Source organism: Paenibacillus sp. PCH8 (genome assembly GCF_002968835.1).
Taxonomy (GTDB): domain Bacteria; phylum Bacillota; class Bacilli; order Paenibacillales; family Paenibacillaceae; genus Paenibacillus.
Map to the genome: position 1 here is coordinate 2,928,734 of NZ_PKQK01000001.1, position 20,120 is coordinate 2,948,853.

General features: G+C 45.8%; 18 protein-coding genes, 1 pseudogene and 1 other annotated feature. Of the genes and pseudogenes, 16 read left to right on the top strand and 3 right to left on the bottom strand.

Features of this window, described 5'->3' with window-relative positions; translation table 11 throughout:
* Nucleotides 1-57: 57 nt before the first annotated feature.
* The 8 genes and pseudogenes from yhbY (at nt 58) to leuS (ending at nt 7,927) form a co-directional block, all read left to right on the top strand.
* Nucleotides 58-351, top strand: coding sequence for a ribosome assembly RNA-binding protein YhbY (gene yhbY / locus C0Q44_RS12400; protein ID WP_105407507.1), 294 nt, complete (start codon nt 58-60; stop codon nt 349-351).
* A gap of 15 nt (nt 352-366) precedes the next feature.
* Nucleotides 367-957 carry a nicotinate-nucleotide adenylyltransferase gene (locus C0Q44_RS12405; RefSeq protein WP_105407508.1) on the top strand — a complete coding sequence of 197 codons (591 nt, stop codon included), beginning with the start codon at nt 367-369 and terminating at the stop codon, nt 955-957.
* On the top strand, nt 941-1,507 hold the full coding sequence (gene yqeK / locus C0Q44_RS12410; RefSeq protein ID WP_105407509.1) for a bis(5'-nucleosyl)-tetraphosphatase (symmetrical) YqeK: 567 nt from the start codon (nt 941-943) through the stop codon (nt 1,505-1,507). Before C0Q44_RS12405 ends, yqeK begins: the two co-directional genes overlap by 17 nt.
* Before the next feature lie 17 nt (nt 1,508-1,524).
* Entirely contained in the window at nt 1,525-1,872 is a 348-nt protein-coding gene (gene rsfS / locus C0Q44_RS12415; protein ID WP_024628517.1) for a ribosome silencing factor, read from the top strand.
* A complete protein-coding gene (locus C0Q44_RS12420; protein WP_105407510.1) occupies nt 1,869-2,774 on the top strand; it encodes a CvfB family protein in 906 nt (301 codons plus the stop codon). The genes rsfS and C0Q44_RS12420 overlap by 4 nt, the downstream gene beginning before the upstream one ends.
* Nucleotides 2,775-3,094: 320 nt before the next feature.
* Nucleotides 3,095-3,864, top strand: a pseudogene (locus C0Q44_RS12425) (class I SAM-dependent DNA methyltransferase).
* A 200-nt stretch (nt 3,865-4,064) separates the two neighbouring features.
* Complete coding sequence (locus tag C0Q44_RS12430; protein WP_105407511.1) at nt 4,065-5,021, top strand: phosphotransferase family protein; 957 nt, start codon at nt 4,065-4,067, stop codon at nt 5,019-5,021.
* 111 nt (nt 5,022-5,132) lie between these two features.
* Nucleotides 5,133-5,401: a binding site (T-box leader), on the top strand.
* Nucleotides 5,402-5,482: 81 nt separating this feature from the next.
* The gene (gene leuS / locus C0Q44_RS12435; protein ID WP_105407512.1) at nt 5,483-7,927 is read left to right on the top strand and encodes a leucine--tRNA ligase; all 2,445 of its coding nucleotides are present in this window, start codon (nt 5,483-5,485) and stop codon (nt 7,925-7,927) included.
* Here leuS and comER read toward each other — a convergent pair.
* A complete protein-coding gene (gene comER / locus C0Q44_RS12440) occupies nt 7,908-8,753 on the bottom strand; it encodes a late competence protein ComER (RefSeq protein ID WP_105407513.1) in 846 nt (281 codons plus the stop codon). The genes leuS and comER overlap by 20 nt on opposite strands.
* Nucleotides 8,754-8,938: 185 nt before the next feature.
* On the opposite strand from comER, the gene C0Q44_RS12445 reads away from it, so the two are divergent.
* From C0Q44_RS12445 to C0Q44_RS12460, 4 genes are all read left to right on the top strand, one after another.
* Nucleotides 8,939-9,520 carry a ComEA family DNA-binding protein gene (locus C0Q44_RS12445; protein WP_258166259.1) on the top strand — a complete coding sequence of 194 codons (582 nt, stop codon included), beginning with the start codon at nt 8,939-8,941 and terminating at the stop codon, nt 9,518-9,520.
* 39 nt (nt 9,521-9,559) lie between these two features.
* Complete coding sequence (locus C0Q44_RS12450) at nt 9,560-10,081, top strand: deoxycytidylate deaminase (RefSeq protein WP_105407514.1); 522 nt, start codon at nt 9,560-9,562, stop codon at nt 10,079-10,081.
* A gap of 107 nt (nt 10,082-10,188) precedes the next feature.
* Nucleotides 10,189-10,875, top strand: a complete 687-nt coding sequence (locus C0Q44_RS12455) for a ComEC/Rec2 family competence protein (RefSeq protein ID WP_181150963.1) — start codon at nt 10,189-10,191, stop codon at nt 10,873-10,875.
* The gene (locus C0Q44_RS12460; RefSeq protein WP_105407516.1) at nt 10,872-13,052 is read left to right on the top strand and encodes a ComEC/Rec2 family competence protein; all 2,181 of its coding nucleotides are present in this window, start codon (nt 10,872-10,874) and stop codon (nt 13,050-13,052) included. The genes C0Q44_RS12455 and C0Q44_RS12460 overlap by 4 nt, the downstream gene beginning before the upstream one ends.
* A 15-nt stretch (nt 13,053-13,067) precedes the next feature.
* Here C0Q44_RS12460 and C0Q44_RS12465 read toward each other — a convergent pair whose 3' ends face one another.
* Nucleotides 13,068-13,520 carry a hypothetical protein gene (locus C0Q44_RS12465; RefSeq protein WP_105407517.1) on the bottom strand — a complete coding sequence of 151 codons (453 nt, stop codon included), beginning with the start codon at nt 13,518-13,520 and terminating at the stop codon, nt 13,068-13,070.
* 561 nt (nt 13,521-14,081) lie between these two features.
* Between C0Q44_RS12465 and C0Q44_RS12470 the strand changes: the two genes are divergently transcribed.
* Nucleotides 14,082-16,103, top strand: a complete 2,022-nt coding sequence (locus C0Q44_RS12470; protein WP_105407518.1) for a copper amine oxidase N-terminal domain-containing protein — start codon at nt 14,082-14,084, stop codon at nt 16,101-16,103.
* Nucleotides 16,104-16,236: 133 nt separating this feature from the next.
* Here C0Q44_RS12470 and C0Q44_RS12475 read toward each other — a convergent pair whose 3' ends face one another.
* Complete coding sequence (locus tag C0Q44_RS12475) at nt 16,237-16,539, bottom strand: hypothetical protein (protein WP_105407519.1); 303 nt, start codon at nt 16,537-16,539, stop codon at nt 16,237-16,239.
* A gap of 350 nt (nt 16,540-16,889) precedes the next feature.
* Here C0Q44_RS12475 and C0Q44_RS12480 point away from each other — a divergent pair, with 350 nt between their 5' ends.
* The 3 genes from C0Q44_RS12480 (at nt 16,890) to holA (ending at nt 19,986) form a co-directional block, all read left to right on the top strand.
* On the top strand, nt 16,890-17,438 hold the full coding sequence (locus C0Q44_RS12480) for an RNA polymerase sigma factor (protein ID WP_105407520.1): 549 nt from the start codon (nt 16,890-16,892) through the stop codon (nt 17,436-17,438).
* Nucleotides 17,435-18,712: an anti-sigma factor family protein gene (locus C0Q44_RS12485; RefSeq protein WP_105407521.1), complete on the top strand. Its 1,278-nt coding sequence runs from the start codon at nt 17,435-17,437 to the stop codon at nt 18,710-18,712. The genes C0Q44_RS12480 and C0Q44_RS12485 overlap by 4 nt, the downstream gene beginning before the upstream one ends.
* 257 nt (nt 18,713-18,969) lie before the next feature.
* Nucleotides 18,970-19,986: a DNA polymerase III subunit delta gene (holA, locus tag C0Q44_RS12490; RefSeq protein WP_105407522.1), complete on the top strand. Its 1,017-nt coding sequence runs from the start codon at nt 18,970-18,972 to the stop codon at nt 19,984-19,986.
* Nucleotides 19,987-20,120 lie beyond the last annotated feature (134 nt).

Sequence of the window (20,120 nt, forward strand, 5' to 3'; positions counted from 1 at the left end):
AGACATTCTTTGAACTGTCGATTAGGACCTGCTCAATATAAGGAGTATGGAGTATTCATGTTAAACGGTAAACAAAAGCGCTTTTTGCGGTCACAGGCACATCATCTGACCCCTGTATTTCAGATTGGTAAAGGTGGAACGAATGAGCACCTGTTCCGTCACATCGAAGATGCGATTGAGAAACGCGAATTGATGAAAGTGCAAGTGTTGAACAACAATGATGATGACAGAAAAGAGATGGCAGAAGAAGTTGCCCGTGAAACGAAAAGCGAACTTGTGCAAGTCATCGGTAACACGATCATCCTGTACAAAGAATCGCGCGATAACAAACAAATCGAACTACCTAGATAAGGGAGCGTGACGCAGGTGAAGATCGGCATCATGGGTGGTACGTTTGATCCGATCCACATGGGGCACCTCCTTGCAGCCGAAACGGCAAGGGATTCGCATGCACTGGATGAAATCTGGTTCATGCCTTCCCATGTTCCACCTCACAAACGCGGTGCCGGAGCTTCGGGACAGCAACGTCTCGACATGACGGAAGCGGCTGTGAAGGGTGTGCAGCAATATGAGGTGCTCGATATCGAGATGGAACTTGGCGGAGTGTCCTATACAATTGACACCATGAAGGAACTGTGGCGTCGCCATCCTGAACATGAGTTCTATTTCATTATCGGAGCGGATATGGTGAACTATCTTCCCAAATGGGAGCAGATTGAGGAACTTGCGGAACGTTTAATTTTTATCGGGGTTGGTCGTCCGGGCTTCCAGTTACATCTGGATGATCTGCCGGACGAGTTACAGGATCGGGTGCTGTTGGCCGAGATGCCCCTGGTGGATATTTCATCGACAGCCATACGTAGACGTCTGGCCAAGGGACATTCGGTCCGCTTCATGATTCCTGATGAGGTGCACCAATACATTGTAAGGAGCGGTTTATATGGGACTAAGCCGTGAGGAACTGATTCAAGCTGTATCCGGGCAAATGCCGGAGAAGCGCTGGAAGCATACACTGGGCGTGATGGAATCGGCAGTAATTTTGGCTGGTAAATACGGTGCTGATCCTGTGAAAGCAGATTTGGCAGCAATATTGCATGATGTGGCGAAGTATTGGCCCGTTGCAGAGATGAAAGCGGTCATCCGTGATAACGGATTGAATCAGGAACTTCTGCAGCATGACAAGCAGCTCTGGCATTCCGAAGTCGGTGCTTTTGTAGCCCAGCGTGATTACGGTGTAGACGATTCCGAAATTATGAATGCCATCCGGTGGCATACCTCGGGTCGGGTGGGCATGAGCTTGCTGGACAAAGTGGTATGTCTTGCCGATTACATCGAACCGGGACGAGATTTTCCGGGAGTGGATCACATTCGCGAACAGGCTGAACATAGTCTGGAGGAAGGTTTAATTGCCGGATTCGACTCGACGATCAGCTTGCTGATCTCGCAGCGCCGTGTCATTTATCCTTTGACCATGTTGGCCCGGAATGACTTGATTGCACAAATATAGATTATGGAGGTTGGTTCATGACAGTATCATCGAAAGAACTTATGAATATGGCAGTTGCTGCCGCTGACGACAAAAAGGCATCCAATATTGTAGCTTTGGATCTAATTAACATTTCCTTGGTGGCGGACTATTTTGTTATCTGTCACGGTAATTCCGATACACAGGTACAGGCGATTGCCACTGAAATTCGCAAACAGGCTCACGCAGCCGGTGTGAATATTAAAGGTATTGAAGGCATGGATTCTGCACGTTGGGTACTGATGGACATGGGCGATGTAGTTGTTCATATCTTCCACCGCGACGAGCGTGAATACTACAACATTGAGCGTCTATGGTCTGATGCTAAAGTGGTGGAAACGGTATGAGTTTGATCGCTGGAACAGTCGTCTCTCTACCGGTTTCACGTGAAGTGTCTCCGTTTGGTTATTTTTTGACGACAGGATCGGAAGATGTACTGCTTCACTATACCGAGCTAACGCGGGATGTCAAAATCGGCGAGACGTTGGAAGTCTTTGTATTCTTTGATACAGAAGATCGTCTGGCTGTAACGATGAAAAAGCCTTATCTCATGTTGGGCGAAATGGCACGACTGGTTGTGGCTGATGTCCATCCACGCCTGGGCTGTTTCCTGGAGATGGGACTTGGACGGCAATTGTTGCTTCCTATTCGTGAATTGCCTGAACTGGCTGAGCTGCGTCCCCAAGTTGGGGATGAAGTCTTTGTGATGATGGAACATGACAAGCAAGGACGTCTGCGTGCCAAGTTGGCCGGGGAACGTGAACTTTCACCTTTGTCTTTCCATGCCCCATCTTCATGGTTGAACGAATGGGTTGAAGCGACGGTATACAAGCCATTGCAGATGGGTACTTTTGTCCTTGTAGAGGGCGGTGTACTGGGCTTTGGTGCGATTGGTATGATTCATTCATCCGAACGTAGCCATATGCTGCGTCTCGGTGAGAAAGTTAAATGTCGGGTGACGCTGGTACGTGAAGACGGACGTGTCAACCTGGCCATGACTCAATTAAAAGAAGTCGGACGTAACGAAGACGCAGACAAGCTGCTTGCATTCATGAAAGAGCGTCCGATGGGCGGCATGCCATACTCGGATGCAACTCCACCGGATATCATTAAGCAGCGTTTTGGCATCAGTAAATCTGCCTTCAAGCGTGCTTTGGGCAAGCTGATGAAAGACGGACTGGTTGTGCAAAAAGAAAGCTGGACGTATCTGTCCGAGTCTGCGCCTGCGGATCAGACTGAAGGTAACTAATTGAACCAAATGCATGTAATATATATAGGTTCAACTAAACTTTTTACACGAGAACGTAGAGGACAGAAATAACGTGAAGAAGCGAAGCGTTCGCCTTTATCCCCGGATTTTTCCTTCTGAAGAAGGGAATCAAAAAAATCTGGGGCTAACAGCGATCGGAAGGTTATTCTGTCATCGGAGTGGCAAGTGTAAATATTCTTTAGTTGAACTTATATAGAACTCGGATAAAGCAGGGCCAGACTGGGTAAACACCGGATGCCCCTGCTTTTTCTTTGATTAGATCCAGATTGGAAAATGAAATTGAAAGTGCGGTGCCTGACATGTCTTACCGGAAATTTGCCTATGTCTATGATGAATTAATGGAAGATATGCCTTATCCGGACTGGATAAGGTTTGCAAGAACAGCGTGGGAACAGCATGGAATGCCCAAAAGTGTCGCTGAACTTGGCTGTGGAACGGGCTCCATTACGATTCCGCTCGTGAACTCCGGCTTCGAAGTTACAGGCATTGACCTCTCTGCAGATATGCTGTCGGTTGCACGCAGCAAGATGGAGGCTACGCCTCAGGGCCATCGTTTGTACCGGGAAGGCAGCGTCCGTTGGGTGCAGCAGGATATGCGGGACTGGCGAGTGCCGGAGCCTGTGGATTCGGTGATCTCTTTCTGTGACTGTGTCAATTATCTGCTGGAACAGGAAGATGTCATTCGAACATTCCTGCGCACATATGAGATGCTGAAACCGGGGGGACGTTCCTGTTTGATGTTCATCATCCCGATACCCTTATTCGTTATGATGATGAGCAACCCTTTGTGCTGGATGAACGTTCCGTATCCTATATTTGGACTTGTGGTCTGGATCAGGATCGGTGTGAGATCGAGCATCATCTCAGTATCTTTTCGCGTGTGGATGATGGTAGCAAGGATATGTACCAGCGATTTGAAGAAGTTCATGTGCAGCGTGCATATGACCCGGACTGGATGAAGCTGGAGTTGTCCAAGGCAGGCTTTCGAGATGTGAAGGTATATGCGGATTTTGAGTGGAAAGAGGCGGGAGACAGCGCACAGCGCTTGTTCTACGTTGCTGTGAAGTAGGAGCGAATGATGAGAACTGTCCTTATGGTGCATAAGGGCAGTTTTTTGCGTATTTTTCAAGGGGGATGACAAACAGCTATAAGAGGGGAGAAATACATATTGACGTGACAAAAAGTATTGCCAGTTCAAGTAAAGGAGGCCATAATGGTTGGATAGAAAGCGTTTTCTAAGAAGATAAAATGCCAAGGTGAGGTGCAGAAGTGGAAAGTACATATAAAACAAGACTCTCGTCAGAACAGTTGAATGCCATAATAGATCAGCACTTCTCTGCAAGTATACAGGACTACAAGGAAATGGTGGATGGATGGGCCAATCAAGCATATCTGATTACACTAAGTGACGCACAGCGGGTTGTACTCAAAATTGCTCCTTCGGCTTCAACAAATCTGATGCGCTGTGAACAGGATCTTATGCTTGCCGAGGTCGAGGCACTGCGCCTCATCGCGGAATTGCAGGATGTTCCCGTGCCCCGTGTGCTGGCGTATGATGATTCCTTAACCATTGCGCCTGCACGTTATTTTGTCATGGAGTACATGTCTGGGACACCTTATAATCAGGTCAAGGATCAATACGCTGCGGAAGAGCAGGCAAACATTGAACATGAGTTGGGTCGTTACAATCGCCGGATTAACGAAATTAAGGGAGAAAAGTTCGGATATTTCTCAGAGAAAAAACAGCATTACTCCTCATGGAAAGAAGCATTTATGAATCTGATGGATGATATTCTTATCGATGGGCAAGAAGTTGGTATTGAATTCACAATCGGATACGCAGAACTGAGACGTTTGATTGCAGAGAAATCGGAAGTGCTGGATGATGTAAAAGAACCGGTTCTTGTCAGTTGGGATTTGTGGGATGGCAATGTTTTAGTGGATGCGGGTCGCATCACGGCTATTATTGACTTTGAACGATCTCTGTGGGCAGACCCTTTAATGGAGCATTACTTTAGTCATTTTAACTATACACCCGGTTTTGTGGAAGGTTATGGGCATTCGATTACCACCCCAAGTGAGCTGAGAAGAAGAAGCCTTTATGACTTGTATTTTGATCTGGTGCTGCGCATTGAGTGCGCTTATCGCCAATATGATAATCAGGAACATGTGAATCGGACAATTCATAATTTGGAGGAAGGCATCGAACGTTTCAGATTATCCTGAACAGCAAGGGGTGTTATAGAAGGTAAGAACCTTATGTATCAAAAGGGTGATTACCATGCGTCATATTGACTTTGAGCGTGCTTTCTAATATAATGTTTCCAATATTGTATACATATTTCGATGATAAGGATCAGTAGTGATTTCTGTACATGACAGAGAGTCGGCGGTTGGTGCAAGCCGATTGACAGTAGTTCACGAACTCGCCTTGGAGAAATGCGGTGATTACACCATCCTCTTAACTCGCTTGTACAAACTATGGGTAAGGGCATGGAAATCCGCATCGGTTAACCGCCGTTACAGGTCCAAAGGGAGTGGATGACGAAGCACGTTCGTCCGCTAACTAGGGTGGTACCACGGGAATTCAACCTCTCGTCCCTAGCGCTGCAAACGCTACGGGATGCTGAGGTTTTTTTGTTGCAATTAAAGCGAATAAAAGCGATTAATCTTGAGGAGGAACATAGATGAGTGAGAACCATCAGCCGAAACACGGCTATCAGCCACAAGTCATGGAAAAAAGTTGGCAGCAATATTGGGATGCAAATAAAACGTTTAAAACAGGTGAGGACCCGGTTAAACCGAAGTTTTATGCATTGGATATGTTCCCTTATCCGTCCGGTTCAGGTCTGCATGTAGGCCACCCGGAAGGATATACGGCTACGGATATCATCTCCCGTTACAAACGTATGCGTGGTTATAATGTATTGCATCCGATGGGCTGGGATGCTTTCGGTCTGCCTGCGGAGCAGCATGCACTGGATACGGGTGAGCATCCACGGCACATTACATTCCGCAATATTGACAATTTCCGTCGCCAGATCAAATCGCTCGGATTCTCATATGACTGGGATCGTGAGATCAGCACAACGGACCCGGATTATTATAAATGGACGCAGTGGATCTTTATCCAACTGTACAATAAAGGCTTGGCTTATGTTGATGAAGTGGCAGTCAACTGGTGTGAAGCACTTGGAACGGTATTGGCTAACGAAGAAGTTATTGATGGTAAGAGTGAACGTGGTGGACATCCGGTTGTGCGCAAACCGATGCGCCAGTGGGTACTGAGAATTACTGAGTATGCGGAGCGTCTGTTGGAAGACCTGGAAGAGCTGGATTGGTCTGAGAGCATTAAGGATATGCAACGCAACTGGATCGGTAAATCGACAGGAGCAGAAGTTGTTTTTGCCATTGAAGGTCGTGAAGAAGTCATCAAGGTGTTCACAACCCGTGCAGACACATTGTTCGGTGCTAGCTTTGCAGTTCTTGCTCCCGAGCATGAATTGGTAGCAGCGATTACAACCGATGACCAACGTGAAGCGATCAAAGCTTATCAGGAGCAGGCTGCACGTAAGAGTGATCTGGAACGTACGGATCTGGCCAAAGACAAAACAGGTGTATTCACTGGAACCTATGCCATTAATCCGGTGAATGGCGCGAAGTTGCCAATCTGGATTGCCGATTATGTCCTGGCCGGCTACGGTACAGGTGCGGTTATGGCTGTTCCGGGTCATGATGCACGTGACTGGGAATTTGCGAAGCAGTTCGGTCTGGATATCATCGAAGTTATTCAAGGTGGAGACATTACACAAGAGGCGTACTCGGGTGATGGCGCACATGTGAATTCTGATTTCCTGAACGGACTGAACAATGAAGAATCGGTTGCCAAGATGATTGCTTGGCTGGAAGAGAACGGCAAGGGACAAGGAAAAGTAACCTATCGTCTGCGCGATTGGCTGTTCAGCCGTCAGCGTTATTGGGGTGAGCCAATCCCGATTCTGCATCTGGAAGACGGAACGATGAAGACGGTGCCGGAGGATCAACTTCCGCTGTTGCTGCCTGATATCGACCAGATCAAACCTTCAGGTACTGGAGAATCGCCACTTGCGAATGTTACAGAGTGGGTGAATACGGTAGATCCGGAAACGGGAATGAAGGCACGTCGTGAGACCAACACCATGCCACAATGGGCGGGGAGCTGCTGGTATTACCTGCGCTTTATCGATCCGCACAATGACAAGGAACTGATCTCTAAGGAGAAACAGCAGCAGTGGCTGCCCGTTGATCTGTACATTGGAGGAGCAGAGCACGCGGTGCTTCACTTGCTGTACGCTCGTTTCTGGCACAAAGTGCTGTATGATCTGGGTGTTGTGCATACCAAAGAGCCTTTCCACAAACTGGTAAACCAAGGGATGATCCTGGGTACCAATAATGAAAAAATGAGTAAATCCCGTGGTAATGTCATTAATCCGGATGTAATCGTCAATGAATTCGGTGCAGATACATTACGTCTGTACGAGATGTTCATGGGGCCATTGGAAGCGACCAAACCGTGGAACGCTAACGGAGTTGAAGGCATGCATCGTTTCCTTTCACGCGTATGGCGTCTCTTCATCAACGAAGACACAGGAGCAATCAATGACAAGATTACGGTGGACGGTGGAACGGACGAGTTCAAGCGGACTGCTCACAAAACGATCAAAAAAGTTACGGATGATCTGGAGCATCTGCGTTTCAATACATCCATCAGCCAGCTGATGATCTTCATCAATGATGCATACAAAGCGGATACATTGCCTCGTGAAGCCATGGAGAACTTTGTACAGCTGTTGTCACCGCTGGCACCGCATATGGCAGAGGAATTGTGGAGTCGTCTGGGTCATGAAGGTGGAATCTCTTACGTGGCTTGGCCTGAATATGATGAGTCCATGACAGTGGACGCTGAAGTGGAAATTGTTGTTCAGGTCAACGGTAAAATTGTAACTCGTGCTACGATCGCGAAGGATCTGGATGCGCAGGGGATGCAGGACTATACGATGGAACTGGATCCTGTTAAGCAGGCGCTGGAAGGCAAGACCATTCGCAAGGTCATTGCCGTTCCAGGCAAACTGGTTAATATTGTTGCCGGTTAATCTCACTAGCTCGGAATAGTTCATCCAGTTTCAACAAATCTTCATCATATTTGTCATGTGTCGTGTGGATCAGGCTGTCGAACACTCCATTCAGACTAACCTTTAGCAGTGCAAGTGCCTGAGCGGTAATACCGCCGGGTACAGCGACGCGAGCCTGAAGCTCTTGCGGAGTGTATCCTCCTTCGGTAAGCAACTTGCCTGTTCCAAGGAGCATTTCGCCAGCCAGAGCGCAGGCATCTGCCCGTTTGATACCTGTAAGCTTCACGGCACTTTCAATCCATTGCTCCAAAAAGAACGATATGAATGCAGGTCCGCAGCTGGAGAAGTCGGATGTGATCCGGGTACAGGCTTCATCCACTTGGTATGGTTTGCTTATATGGCTGAGCAGATCTTCCAGCACAGCGCGGTCTTCGGTAGTCATGCGTTCGCCGTGTATGCACAGGGACGCTCCACTGCCGACCTGGTGTGTGACGCTGGGAATAACCTTGGAGACTTTGCAAGGAAGTGAAGATTCCAGATGGCGCAGCTGCACGGGACTGGTGATCGATACAATCATATGATTGGGATTCACGACAGGCAGGATGTCGTCAATGACATGTTTGAATTCAAGCGGCTTCACGCACAGGAAGATGATATTGCTTCGGATAACCGTTTCCCGATTGCTCTGGGATTCATGTAGACCAGGGTAACGGAGGGATAACTGACGTACTTTGGACGGGGTTCTATTGCTTGCAGCGATCTGCCGGGGCTCGAGTGCACCCGATTGGATCAGGGCATAGATCAGCAGGCTGCCCATGCTGCCGGTTCCGATAAATCCAACCTTCATTGTTTCAGGCCTCCTTTCATGCTTTACGGTACTGGCGCAGTTCATTCCCTCTATTCTATGCGTAAGGACCTGTTTCACATGACATGAAAAATGCACAACTTGTTTTATCAGAGATATTCAACGGTTCGGAAGCACCGCCCGTGTTCGAAATGAATGATTTTGAATTCAGGGAGAGGTGTGGAAGAATGAGATGGAATAAGGGCATGACCATTGCTGCTGCGGTGGTTGGGAGTATACTCATATTATGGTCGGGCAAAAGTGAACAGCCACCTAGTGGCTGGGAATCCATGCAGCTCGGCACCGAGAAGCCGACGATAGAGCAGGAACTTCCTGCTGTACAGTCGGCTAATTCGGTTCAGGGCAATATAGGAGCAACTTCCGCAACGGATGCAAGGGCCGAGCAGACGGGGAATGATGCAAAGGCAGGAGAGTCTAAAGAGCTTTCGAGCGTTGGGGTTTCATCAACTTCGATTGAGCCGGTCGTGCAAGGTACGAATTCCAATCCTTCCGTTACCTCCGAGACAGCATCAAGCAGGAATGCATCTGTAGTTCGTGAGGAAGCTAGTGACAATGGCAAGATTGATGTGAATACCGCACCTGTCTCCAAGCTTACAGAGCTTCCCGGAATCGGGGAGAAGAAAGCTCAGGCTATTGTGGACTATCGGAATGCACATGGTCCTTTTGCCAAAGTTAGCGATCTGACGAAGGTCAAAGGAATCGGGATGAAGATGCTGGAGAAGATGGCACCGTATGTGCAGATCCGGTAATATTAGAATGAAAATTGTGTTGAGCGGGAGGAAAGCAGCATGAGTACAGTAGAGGTACGCAAGGACTGGGACACGTATTTTATGGACATCGCATATATGGTCTCAACCCGTTCTCGCTGTTCGCGTCGTCATGTGGGTGCCGTGCTAGTTCAGGGAAAGAAACTGCTGGGGACAGCCTATAATGGTGCACCCTCAGGCGTCCCGGACTGTTCTGAAGCAGGTTGCATGATATCGGAAGAGTATGAGTTGGTCGTAACCGATGGACAAGAAGATATGGTCAAAAAGCAACGCTGCATTCGCACAATCCATGCGGAGCAAAATTTGCTTTTATTCACCGATCGAATTGACCGCGAAGGTTCGTCTGTGTATGTGACCGACGAACCTTGCTGGACATGTGCCAATATGCTCGCAAATAGTGGTATTACAGAAATCGTCTTTCATCGTTCTTATCCCAAAGATACTGGCAAGGTTACCAACATGATGCAACAGAAGGGCATAACGTTCCGTAGGCTGGAGAGTTACCAGCCCCCGCGGGAAACGATGATGACTGTGAGTAACTAATATGAATATGTTCCAAAGAATGAGCGGGGAAGAACCTCCGGCAAGCCTGAAACGGCTTTCCGGGGGTTTTTCTGTGTTCAATGGGTGGAAATGAAGGAGGAATACAAATGAAAGGCAGACCTTTGCTAAGTTTTACGATCTGCTGGTTATGCGGTAGCGGCTTGGCATGTGCTTTAACAGGCTGGACGTTAATCTGGGGGATGGTGGGAGCGCTGGCATGTCTGCCACTTCTACTGCGTTTCATGGATGTACGTGGATGGTCTATCTTATTTTTACTCGCTGCCTTTGTTGGAGGCACTGTACATTGGGAGTGGAATGACATACGCAATCATAGTAGTTTGCCTGAGACCATCCATATTGCTGCTGATGAGATGGACGGAATGGCTGCCGAAATTCAGGGTGAGCTTATGTCAGATGTACGCATTGATGGAGATCGGGCGGACTTTAAGATACAGATGTCCTCGTTACTGCCGATTTCGGATTCACCCACAGATACCGAGACGGCAGCTGTATCTTTGTTTAATGGTAGTGAAACTCTGATGGTACAAGTCAGATTGGTGGAGGAAGAAGAACAACAGGTGGCCGCAGGCTGGAAGAGGGGAGATGCAATCACGCTCAAGGGTTCATTTGCCTCTCCTGGTGAGGCTAGAAACTTTGGTGGGTTTGACTATCGCAGTTATTTGCGGACATTGCATATCCATTGGCTGTTCAAAGTGAAGGGAGCCAGCTCGGTAACGGCCGCTCCCCAGAAGGGCTTGGGCAATTCGGCATTCTTCGGTGGACTGACTGGATGAGACATACGTTGGGTTCAACGGTTGAGCGATTATTTCCCGAACCTCATGCAGGTTATATGAAAGGGCTTATTATCGGTATGGCAAAGGATATCGATCCGGGTACCTATGGTCAGTTCTCACAACTGGGTTTAACGCATATTCTGGCAATCTCCGGAACCCATGTGGCAGTCTATGTGGCATCGCTACTCCTTCTTCTATCCTGGTTAAGACTTACGAGAGAGACGGCACTTACGATTGTCCTGGTACTGGTGCCAGCTTATGTACTGCTATCCGGTGGTTCACCATCCGTGATTCGAGCAGGGATCATGTCTATGATTGGTTTATACCTAGCACGTCGTGGCCTTGCCAGAGATGGTCTTCAGATGATCAGTGCAGCAGCATTGCTGATGATGTGGTGGGACCCGTACTTTTTGCTGAGCGTCAGCTTTCAGTTATCTTTTCTGGTGACCGCAGGTTTGATGATCTATATGCCTCTAATTAACCGATTGTTTAGCAGCTGGCCCAAATCTCTGGCCGCAACCGCATCCGTTACGGTGACCGCACAGTTAATTTCTTTTCCGGTGACTATTCTGTATTTCAACCAGTTTTCGTTGCTCTCTTTTGTAGCCAACTTTCTGCTCGTATCGTTGATTAGTGCCATAGTATTACCTGTGGGGACGGTCGCCATGCTGTTGTCATTCGTGTGGATTCCCTTGGCAAAACCCCTCGCGTGGATTGCGATTCAACTGAATCAACTGACATTTGTAAGCGTGGAATGGATGAACAGCCTGCCAGGTTTTGTAATGATCTGGGCGACACCTAGTTTGTTATGGATTGCTTCATATTATGCAGTGTTATATGCCTTACTTCACCTGTTGAATCGGGGCAATGGTGCACAAAGAGAATCAGGGTTGGTAGAGGAAGATACGGCTCCTCTTGTCCGACGACAACCTTCCGTTGCGATGGGGATTATGGGCATTGGTGCTTCAATGTCAACTGTAACACAGCGTCAGGGTGACCCTCGTTCAGGAGGAAAAGAAACATCGTTAACAACATTAGGAGCCAGCATAGCCTGGCCGGAGTATACCAGTGCATTCACTGCAAGAGGTGCCGGATACTATGCCAATCCGCGACTGAGTAAAATCCAGCGATGGTTGTGCGGGTTGCTCGCGTTCAGCTTTTTGGCTGGATTGTGGTGGGCATACCAGACTCCCCAGTCTGCGGGAACCGGTATCGTACAATTTTTGGACATTGGACAAGGCGACAGCACATTAATTACAACGCCGGAAGGTAAACATATTCTGGTGGACGGCGGAGGAACGGTTAACTTTGGCAATATCGAACAATCATGGAAAGCAAGGCGCGACCCCTATGAAGTAGGTGCAAAGGTCGTCGTTCCTTTACTGAAAAAAAGAGGTATCCATCAACTGGATGCTGTCATTGTGACGCATGCTGACCAAGATCATGCTGGAGGGTTGCAGGCCGTACTGGAACAGATCCCTGTTAAACGATTCATGTTTAATGGTACAACCAGTGGAAAAGATAACTTTGATAAATTAGTAGATACTGCTATCGCACGGAAAATCCCATTATATGCTATTAAGCAGGGTATGTCATATAAGGCAGATCGGGAGACAACGCTGCATTTTATTTCGCCGGATCTAGGAGAGGTGGTGGATAGGATAGGTGCTCTGCCTGTATCTGAACACCAGAATCATGATTCCGTTGTCTTTTTGCTGGATATGGCGGGAGCCACTATGTTGTTCACGGGTGATATGGATGCAGCAGCCGAGCAGGATTTGCTCTATATGATTGAGGATGGATCGCTGGCTGCCCAGTTTGAACAGAAAGGATCAGATCTTGGAGTTGCAGAGGGAGTTGTACAAAGGGTATTTACACGCCCGTTGCAGGTTAATTCAAATGATACTTCAGCATCTATCTCCATTGATGTGTTAAAAGTAGCTCATCATGGAAGCAAAACGTCGTCCACCGAAGCCTGGCTCCAATATTGGAACGCCAAAACCGCCGTCATATCTGCTGGTGTTAACAATACATATGGGCATCCCAATCCGGGGGTGATGGAACGTCTGGAAGCTACCGGGTCAGAGATTTATCGAACAGATCAGATGGGTGAGGTCCAGATGAGAGTAAAAGATGGGAAGATTGATGTTCGATACAAGCTGGTCGGGGGTGAGTGATGGCGGGTAGCCTATTTAGCGGTTTGAAGATAAGTGAAAGAAACCATCATTTAATACCAATTGTAAGGATAAAAAGACAAGAGAACCTGCAATAATATGCATCGTTTGAGCAGAAAAAGTATTGAAGTTAACTGTAAAAATCGAGTAGATGACCCCACCTATGAAGCCTAATAGACCATATGCGGCAATAGCAAGGAGCAGTCTCATATACGTATTATCATTTTTTCTGTATAAAAGGAATCCATCCACTAATATAGAAAGTGGCATGATTAAGAAGAGTAAAATAGCGAGGTTAATCAATAATCCAACCGCAAATGAATACTCGAATGAATAATAGTGAGTATTCTCTAGCCTTTCATCCAAAGGGACATAGTGATATATCCCCATTACAAGTGAAATGAAAACGGCAGTTAATACAGCTGCAAGTATTTTTCCGCGCGGCCTATACATTCTATGGGTTTTTGTCATTCAAATATTGACCTCCATCTTAAATAACGATATTTAGAAGAGATAGACTAAGGGAGTTACTATATTTTAACATACACAGGCTGCGTAAGAATGATTGAGAGGTATTGAGAAAGTAAGTCTTAGTTGACCATAACAGAAAAAAGTCGTTCCGATGAGAGCGACTTTTTCTTGAATTGAATCATAATAACACATTTCAATTGTCATACGTTTTAAGGATATCATTGATTTACTCTTAGTGAAGTTGACTAGGAAGGAATTACTCTCTCGCTTTTGAGATACTAATCGGCAAGCTTATTATAGTTGCGCTGAATAAGTTGAGTATGTGATCAATTTGATCCCAACTTTTATTCCATATTATCATATTAAATACAATCATTTGTATTTGGTTTGTTGTATTTATTTAAAAAATGGTTTTTAGTTGTGGATATTATTAGTGTTAAGTAATTTCCGTTGCAGGATTATGGTTATTTTTACCGAATAATAGTTAGGCTCACCTTGGAGGAGGAATAGAGATAACTTAGTGATCGTAGCACCATACATAATAATGAGGGGATCAAGAAAATGGAACTTGTAGAAATGACACAAAGTAAAAGTAATAGCAATGCAACTCAGAAATTTAGAGTGAAATGGATTAGAAAAGCGATAGCCCTATGGATTGGACTTTTAGTTATCGGTTTGATTGCAGGACAGTCCTCTGCGTATGCATCATCCGGCTCCAATGGCTCAATCTCTTCTGTCCTTGATCGTAATGATTATTTGCTTGAAGATGGTACACTTTGGTCTAAAGGGACCATAAGTGGAGTATGGACACAAAATCTTAATTTAATTGGTATTTCAAAATCGGACACTCATTCAGTTTTTGGCTGGACTGCGGATGGGAAAGTCTATCGGTGGGACAAGGAAAATGCAGATAAGCCAGAGGTTAACCAATACAATGGAGTAGTGAAGGTTTATGGGCATGGCCTGGTTCTTCTTCAAGATGGAACACTTCATACAAAAGGAGAACAGATCAAAGGTTTGGAATCCATCATTGATGTTGGTCCATATGAGGGAAGTCGGGAATATTTTTATAGTGCCCTTTCTTCGTCTGGGGACGTGTATTACTCAGACTATCGAAACAAAGTGCGTAAAGCAGGCAATGTACCTGATGGTAAAGCTATCGCACTGAACAGCGCTTATGCAGCGGTATTGAAGAACGATGGCGCTGTAGTGATTGTGAGTGTATTGTACGAAGACGAGCAGATAACTATTGCTAATGATGTACAGTCAATGATTTGGTTAGGAAGTACACATAAGTTACTCACGGTGAAGGTTGATGGAACGGTATGGAGTTATGATCGCACTGCCAAATACAAGTCTGAGCAATTGCAAGGATTAACTAATGTCAACCAAGTTGTATACTCTTCTGATCTTGATGAATTATACGCACAGTTACAAGATGGATCATGGGCTACATATGATAATGGGAAGTTAACTCCTCTATCAGCTCCCATATTAAATCAAGTGACACTATCGGTATCTTCCAAAGAAGCCAAGATTGAAGATACGATCACGCTTACCGTTCAGGAGAACTATAGCAACGGATTTAAAACCAAACGTGCACCATTGCCTCAAGAGATTACAGTCGAAAAGCCGCAAATTGCACAGATTCAGGCAGGCGGCAAACTAAAGGTTACGGGTATGGGTACAACCAAAGTGACGTTGAAGGTCGGTGATCAGACTTCTAGTCTTCAACTAAACGTTGATTCACAGCAAAAGTTATCAGGCGCTACATTGTTGGAGGGAAATGTATACTTACCATTACAATCGGTGTTCAAAACATTGGGAGCCAAAATCGATGTCAAAGGCGCGTCTTTTAACATTCAATTTGGAGATGACAGAATTACTTTGCAAAAAGGTAGTGCAATTGCACGATTAAACAATAAAGAGCTTAAAATGAAAGGGAAAGTACAAACCATTGGAGGACAAACTGTATTTCCTGCGGAATTGTTAAGACAGGCTGCGGGGATTCAAGTTAAATGGGATGCAGAGTTGAAGCAGGCCAAAGTTCTGGTTGGAAACTCATTCATCATAGTTGAATCGAAGGACACACTTGCACTGACCAAGAAAAAAGAGCTGGGAAATCTTAGTCGGTTCATTGGCAAGTCCTATTGGATCAACAGTGATGCGAGTTTGGGGAAACGTTTCAGTAAAGTGACTATCACAGACATCAAAATTGAAAAGAGTAAATACGGTGATCGAAGTTACTCTATTGTCTTCCGTAATGCAAAAGGAAAAACCGTTTCTGCTTATGCAGGAGGTGCGCCTTCGAGTGTGACGGAGATGCTGGCCGATTCCAACCAATTCTTCTCTTCTGATCCGTATAAGAAATACAATTGGTCCCAGTCCACTTGGAATAAAATTATTGCTGGAGAAGTAGCTCTAGGAATGAACATAACTCAGGTGCGGCTTGCATGGGGAGATCCATCAAGCATTTCGTATGAAACGAGTTCACAAGGCAAAATCGAAGTTTGGGTCTATGCCAGCTCAGCAGGCATAAGAGCTTTAGGGTTTCTCAATGGCAAACTGATCGTGATTTACTGATGAATACACGAATTAATCACTTCATTTGATTGCAAGTCACAGCACAAAAATAGCCCGCTTTCGTTACCCTCTTCAAGGGAAAATACCGGAAAACGGGCTATTTTCTAAACTATAGGAATAATATTAAACATTACTACTCAACGCCATCTTTAAAATGTTTGCTCCAATGTTTGTCGCCTTTGTGTAGCAGATCTTCTACCGTTTTCTCCAAAGTCATCAAGAGCTGGGCTCGGACATCGAGCACTGTTTCTCTGTACAAGCGTTCTTCCGATCCAACGATTTTGTCGCCGTATAGTGCTTGTGCAGCTACGTATTTCCGATGTTCCTCGACCAGAGTATCAATGGAGTCCAATGCATGTTCAACAAAATGGGAAATGCTTTGGTATTCTTTGGGCATTTGTTCTTTTAACGCTTGAATTTTCGCAAGAGCTGGCATGCTCATCACCTCGTGTTTATGAATGTAAATTTACAATACAACATTTTCATGAAAATTGCATTAAAAACAGCTTAAATTTGGACAAATTTCGACTTTTTTTATTTTCGAGACCAATAAAGTGGTTAGCTATAATGTATGCCATTGCATTTGAATTGAGTCGTGTAAGTAATGGAATCCCTTTTGGTCACGTTTGGTGACTCGTTATGCAATTTCTGTTATTCTAAGAGAAGATTTCAGCGGCCCAAATACATAAGCCGTCATTTTGTTATGGCCAATTTAAAAAATACTTAACTTTGCAACAAATTTATGGATGGTCACGTCTATAGGGTTGCAGGGAGAGGGGATCCTTTGTGGTAGAGTCGGAACTCATCAGAGCCGCTCAATCGGGCGATCGCGACGCTCTAATTACCCTATTGCGGGAGATTGAACAACACGTCTATCGGACCGCATATTATATTCTAAATAATGAACAGGACGCTTTGGATGCTGCTCAGGAAGCGTTGATCCGAATTTACACCAAAATCAACTCATATGAAGAAAAGGCCCAATTCAAAACATGGGTACAACGTATCGTCACCAATATCTGTATTGATAAATTCAGAAGAACTAAGCCGTCTGTCTCCATTGATGAGCATGATATGGTTTTTCAGGATAATCAGGATGTTGAATATGAGGTCATGTCCACTTATGTGGCACAGGACATTCAAGATGCGATCAACAAGCTTCCCGAGCATCATCGTACCGTTATTGTTCTAAGATACTTGCAGGACTTATCCTACAATGAAATTGCGGATTGTCTCGATCTTCCGTTAAATACGGTGAAATCTTATTTATTTAGAGCCAGACAACAATTACAAAATCTACTACAGGAGTATCAGAAAGGTGGTGTGACAGGATGAAATGCGAAGAGGTGGTGGAATGGATGCACCGGTATCTGGATCATGATCTGGGCGAGGCAGAAACCGCGCAGATGTTACAACATGTGGCCCAATGTCCGGAGTGCGCCGAGAATTTTAGTTTGCTCAGAGCTCTTTCCAGAGAACTGGAAGATTTACCTCAAGTAAGTCCGAAGTTTAGCCTGGTTGATGCGATTATGCCACAACTGGATGCCATTGACGAAGCGCGGAGGGAACAAAGTAGCACAATACAGGAAATGACTCCTGTCCCCGCTGCATTTGAGAATTTACAACGTTCAAGTGAGCGGAAAACGAAGCAAAAATGGCTTAATTCAATGGCAGGGCGAATGTCGATGGGGGCGACAGCTGCGGCAGTTGTATTGGGATTCGCAATCTGGGGATATCAACCGGAACAGATCGAGAATGCGGATACCTTTATGACGAGATCTGGAAGTTCCCAGGAAAGTGGAAGTGTGGAGCAGAACCCATTGAGCCTGGATGTTAATAATGATTCGGCAACTTCGCCTCGTGAAAGTAGCAACGATGTATTTGTGGGTGAACCAATTGATCCCTCGACTGAAGGAGATAACCTGGGATCAGGAACTATTCCTGAAGAGAATGGTGGAGACAAGGTACAGGAGCCTGAAATTCAGGCAGATCAGACACCTAAACCACCGGCTACCGAGTCAACGCCTGCTTCGAATAAAGGGGCTCAGGATCCTTCGTCAAATTCTCGTTCGGTAGATGAGCAGAAGAGTCTGAATCAGAACCAGGATGCAGAGCAGAAAAATTCAGATTCAGGAAGTGCTGCCACGGCCCTGACCGATGAGCAAGGGCATGGAACAACTGAACCAGATAACGGAGACGAGCAAACCTTCGATTCACAGACTATAGTGCCAAAAACGAACGAAGATGCTCCGGTAGAAGACAAAACTGCTTCTGATTCCGGTGTAGCGACAGATTCTTCCGGAGGAAATAAAGGATTGGCAGGACCGGGTCAGGAAATCGCTACAACAGTAGCACCAAAAGAGTGGAAATCACCTGACGGCACCTATCTGGTTATGCTTATTGGTAATCAAATTAGTATATACTCCAGACCTGCTAATGAAACGGACGTTCTGAATCTGGTTGAACAGCGCAATATCGAGGGGACACTGAAGTCAGCCAGTTGGTCGAAGGATGGCACCCTATTTAATTACGAAACGGACAAGGACGGATCAACGGCGAAGAACTCGTTTAATGTGCCATCTGTTTCAGGTGGAGCTTCTGCGAAATAAGTGAAATTTGGGAGCATACTCTATTGAAATGAAAGAACATTTCCATTATGACAAGCATATATTGGAAGTAACAAAACGTCCTATCTCAGTTCAAACAACTGACGTCGTATGACCGCGCACCGGCTTTTTCTAGAACTGCTGGTGTCCGCGTTTATATAGATGTAGGACAGGGGACCTTCATCCATAACTGGATGTAAGGTCCCTTTGTTGTCTATCGCTTTTTCTGGTAGGATAAGAGGGATAAGGAGGCGCCGTGAATGGATGTGAAAAGTGCAACAAAAGCAATACGTAGTGGAGAAACGGCTCCAATCTATGTGCTGTACGGAACGGAGAAGTACCAGATACAGCAATTTACGGATATGTTAAAAGAACAGGTGATTGAAGAAGAGCATCGTGATTTTGCGATTATTTCATATGATTTGTCTGAAACAGCTGTGGAGGTCGTTATTGAAGAGGCTGAGACCTTGCCTTTTCTGGTTCCGCGTAAACTAATAATTGTAAGAGATACCAGCCTGTTCACCGCAGGTAAAGAATCCAAGATTGATCATCAGGTTGACCGTCTGCTTACATATATGGACAATCCGGTAGATTATAGTACGATTGTTTTTCTGGCGCAAGGAGACAAACTGGATGAGCGTAAGAAGCTGGTGAAGGCTGTCAAGAAAAAGGCGATAGTTCTGGCTTTTGCTCCCTTGAGTGGAGAGGAACTGTTGAATTGGATTGTGAAACTGGCGAAGCAGCGGGAGGTATCCTTTGAAACGGGAGCAGCGGACACACTGGTCAGTTATGCTGGAACAGGTCTCCAGACCCTATCTGCTGAAGTAGACAAATTATGTTTGTTCGCGGGTAATGGGGGAACCATCAAGCGTGCGGATATTGAGTCGTTGGTTGCCCGCAGTACGGAGCAAAATGTGTTTTCTCTGGTGGAAGAACTCGCCAATCTGCGATTGGAAAAAGCATTAGCTCTTTTCTATGAGTTGCTAAAGCAACGGGAAGAACCGATCAAAATTGCCGCTTTAATCGCACGTCAGTTTCGTATCATGATCCAGGTTAAAGAATTGGGACAGCAGAGTTATTCTCAACAGCAGATCGCTAGTCAGCTTGGCCTGCATCCCTATGCCGTTAAAATTGCGGGTGAACAAGCCCGGAAGTTTCAAGCTGATCGTCTGAGAATGATTCTGAGTCACCTGAGTGAACTGGATTACCAGATGAAAACAGGAGCGGTGGATAAAGTCCTTGGTCTGGAGCTGTTCTTATTAAGACTCGGTGCGTGATGGGTGTGTAAACGTAATGGAATAATCGTATGAATAACAAACAAAGCGACCTTCGTTCCATGATGGTTAGATCATCGGAATAAGGTCGCTTTGTCTGTGTCTCATACTTATCGAATCAGATACTAAAAAATCCT

Coding starts and splice junctions, on each gene's coding strand:
- yhbY (WP_105407507.1), top strand. CDS start 58: ATGTTAAACGGTAAACAAAAGCGCTTTTTGCGGTCACAGGCACATCAT.
- yqeK (WP_105407509.1), top strand. CDS start 941: ATGGGACTAAGCCGTGAGGAACTGATTCAAGCTGTATCCGGGCAAATG.
- rsfS (WP_024628517.1), top strand. CDS start 1,525: ATGACAGTATCATCGAAAGAACTTATGAATATGGCAGTTGCTGCCGCT.
- C0Q44_RS12420 (WP_105407510.1), top strand. CDS start 1,869: ATGAGTTTGATCGCTGGAACAGTCGTCTCTCTACCGGTTTCACGTGAA.
- leuS (WP_105407512.1), top strand. CDS start 5,483: ATGAGTGAGAACCATCAGCCGAAACACGGCTATCAGCCACAAGTCATG.
- comER (WP_105407513.1), bottom strand. CDS start 8,753: ATGAAGGTTGGATTTATCGGAACCGGCAGCATGGGCAGCCTGCTGATC.
- C0Q44_RS12445 (WP_258166259.1), top strand. CDS start 8,939: ATGAGATGGAATAAGGGCATGACCATTGCTGCTGCGGTGGTTGGGAGT.
- C0Q44_RS12450 (WP_105407514.1), top strand. CDS start 9,560: ATGAGTACAGTAGAGGTACGCAAGGACTGGGACACGTATTTTATGGAC.
- C0Q44_RS12455 (WP_181150963.1), top strand. CDS start 10,189: ATGAAAGGCAGACCTTTGCTAAGTTTTACGATCTGCTGGTTATGCGGT.
- C0Q44_RS12460 (WP_105407516.1), top strand. CDS start 10,872: ATGAGACATACGTTGGGTTCAACGGTTGAGCGATTATTTCCCGAACCT.
- C0Q44_RS12465 (WP_105407517.1), bottom strand. CDS start 13,520: ATGACAAAAACCCATAGAATGTATAGGCCGCGCGGAAAAATACTTGCA.
- C0Q44_RS12470 (WP_105407518.1), top strand. CDS start 14,082: ATGGAACTTGTAGAAATGACACAAAGTAAAAGTAATAGCAATGCAACT.
- C0Q44_RS12475 (WP_105407519.1), bottom strand. CDS start 16,539: ATGCCAGCTCTTGCGAAAATTCAAGCGTTAAAAGAACAAATGCCCAAA.
- C0Q44_RS12485 (WP_105407521.1), top strand. CDS start 17,435: ATGAAATGCGAAGAGGTGGTGGAATGGATGCACCGGTATCTGGATCAT.
- holA (WP_105407522.1), top strand. CDS start 18,970: ATGGATGTGAAAAGTGCAACAAAAGCAATACGTAGTGGAGAAACGGCT.